The sequence below is a fragment of the Streptomyces sp. NPDC001156 genome (assembly GCF_053598275.1).
This window is the reverse complement of sequence record NZ_JBSFJX010000501.1, coordinates 1-1,724: the sequence shown is the minus strand read 5'-3', so window position 1 is coordinate 1,724 and position 1,724 is coordinate 1. Positions and strand designations below refer to the sequence as shown.

Below are 1,724 nucleotides of genomic sequence, written 5' to 3'. Positions count from 1 at the left end.
CGCGGGATTCCATCTCCACGCTCATGCTTCCCCACCCAGGTGGGCAAAACCCACACCGAACCCTACGGTTCGCATAGGTGCGCTTAGCTGATCAGTGACGCTTCTTGCGTTCGTGTTGACCGCAGCTGCGCTTCTCTCAGCGGCAGCGTGCACCAGTGGTGGCCAGTCATCCCCATCGCATGCACTGACCCCCACGGCGCCGACGGCCGCGACCCGCGCTGCCTCACCACAAGCCACGACAGCCACGACAGCCACCCAGAACGAGGTGATTGCCGCGGCGAAGTCCCACCTGCTGGCACAGTTGCCACCAGGGACCTTCCCGGCCCGGCCGGTATCTCCACCGCCGCCACCGACCGGCAGACCGCACTGTTCCTCTGGGAGACCGTCGACGGGCGTTTCTGCGACGGCTCAGCCATGACGAACGGCGGGGCCAGCACGACGACCTGCACCGCGGCCCCCGGCGACACCGCCTTCTCCTCCCATCCCACGGTCATTCGCCTCGTCAGCATCGCGATCATCCGCCAGCACCACGTGATCGGCGCAGATCGCGAAACCGTCCTGTCGGTGACGTGCAACGGCACACCCCTCGCACTCCGACGGCTCGCCCCCGTGCTTCACGGCAGACGCCCGCTCTACGCCTTCGACCTTCCTGCTCAGACCGGTGGACGGGTCACTGTGACCGTCAGCCGCGCTCACACCATTGCCACGGAACACGTAAATCTGATCTGGAAGGGCGCCAAGGGTCGTCCGACATGCCGTTGAGGCAACACGACTACAACGGTCGGGCCATGAGCGCCTGGCGCTCCAGGGCTGAGTGCGCCTCAGCCCCTGGATGATCGATTCCAAGGGGTTTAGTGGTCGTAGGCGGTCAGTGCGCGCATGACCGGCTGGCCGCGCATGAACCTGGCTCCACTCATCAGGCCCCCTTGGAATCGATCATCTAAGGGCCGTCCCGCAACTTCGACTGCAGGCTGTAGCCGGGATGGGCTCGATAGGGTCTTGGCGCAACCGACCAAAGAGGGGCGTCCGATGGTGACGTATGACGGGCTGACGGGGTGGGCCGGCGGCGGGCAGGTCATGCGAGCGGACCCGGAGGTTGTAGCACGGTGGCGCATTCCCGAGCGTATGAAGGTGCTGCTCGTCGAGGTAGGTGTCCCGGTAGCTCCCCGTCTGATCGAGCGAGTCGTGATTCAGCGCGGAGATCATCCGGTTCTGCAGACGTCTCGCGGCCCGCTCTACCGCCTAACAGAGCACGTCGACCTTGCTGTGCCGGCCGAGCGGTCGTCGTTCGGCGTTGAGCCGGAGACCGGAGCGGTCTACTACGTCACGCCAGATGGCGCAGCTTGCTTCGCCAACTCCACTGTCGATCTGTGGCTTCAGGCTCTCCACTGCCACGGCAGCCACGTCACGACCTCGGAACTCCTGAGCGAGCCAGACAGCCCCGAGGAGGACTTCTCCGACGACGAGGAAGAGCGGGCTTTGGCCGAGTTGGGCCACCTTGCCCGAGGGCTTAAAGAGATCGACCCGGCCGCCTTCGAGGGTTACATCGGGTTCCTCTGGCCGGCGCACCTCGACCGGTGGCTCTACTGACCGCTGGTTGACCCTGATGTCGCGGGTCATTGCGGGACAGCCCTTAGCCTCGATCCACCGACCGATGCCTGTGGATGACGCTTGGGAAAATGAAGAAGTGCCTTGTGACCTGCGATGATGGGAGTTCTTTACGC

The 1,724-nt window shown here is 64.9% G+C and carries 2 protein-coding genes; both read left to right on the top strand.

Going from position 1 to position 1,724, the window contains the following annotated elements; genetic code table 11:
• Positions 1–414 precede the first annotated feature (414 nt).
• Positions 415–762 (top strand): hypothetical protein, encoded by a 348-nt coding sequence (locus tag ACWDA7_RS52600; RefSeq protein ID WP_450615290.1) that lies wholly within the window; start codon positions 415–417, stop codon positions 760–762.
• Between the two features lie 267 nt (positions 763–1,029).
• The gene (locus tag ACWDA7_RS52595; RefSeq protein WP_450615288.1) at positions 1,030–1,590 is read left to right on the top strand and encodes an SUKH-4 family immunity protein; all 561 of its coding nucleotides are present in this window, start codon (positions 1,030–1,032) and stop codon (positions 1,588–1,590) included.
• Positions 1,591–1,724: the final 134 nt, after the last annotated feature.

What these genes read in the sequence shown, in the direction of transcription:
- ACWDA7_RS52600 (WP_450615290.1), top strand. Translation starts at nt 415, where the DNA reads ATGACGAACGGCGGGGCCAGCACGACGACCTGCACCGCGGCCCCCGGC.
- ACWDA7_RS52595 (WP_450615288.1), top strand. Translation starts at nt 1,030, where the DNA reads ATGGTGACGTATGACGGGCTGACGGGGTGGGCCGGCGGCGGGCAGGTC.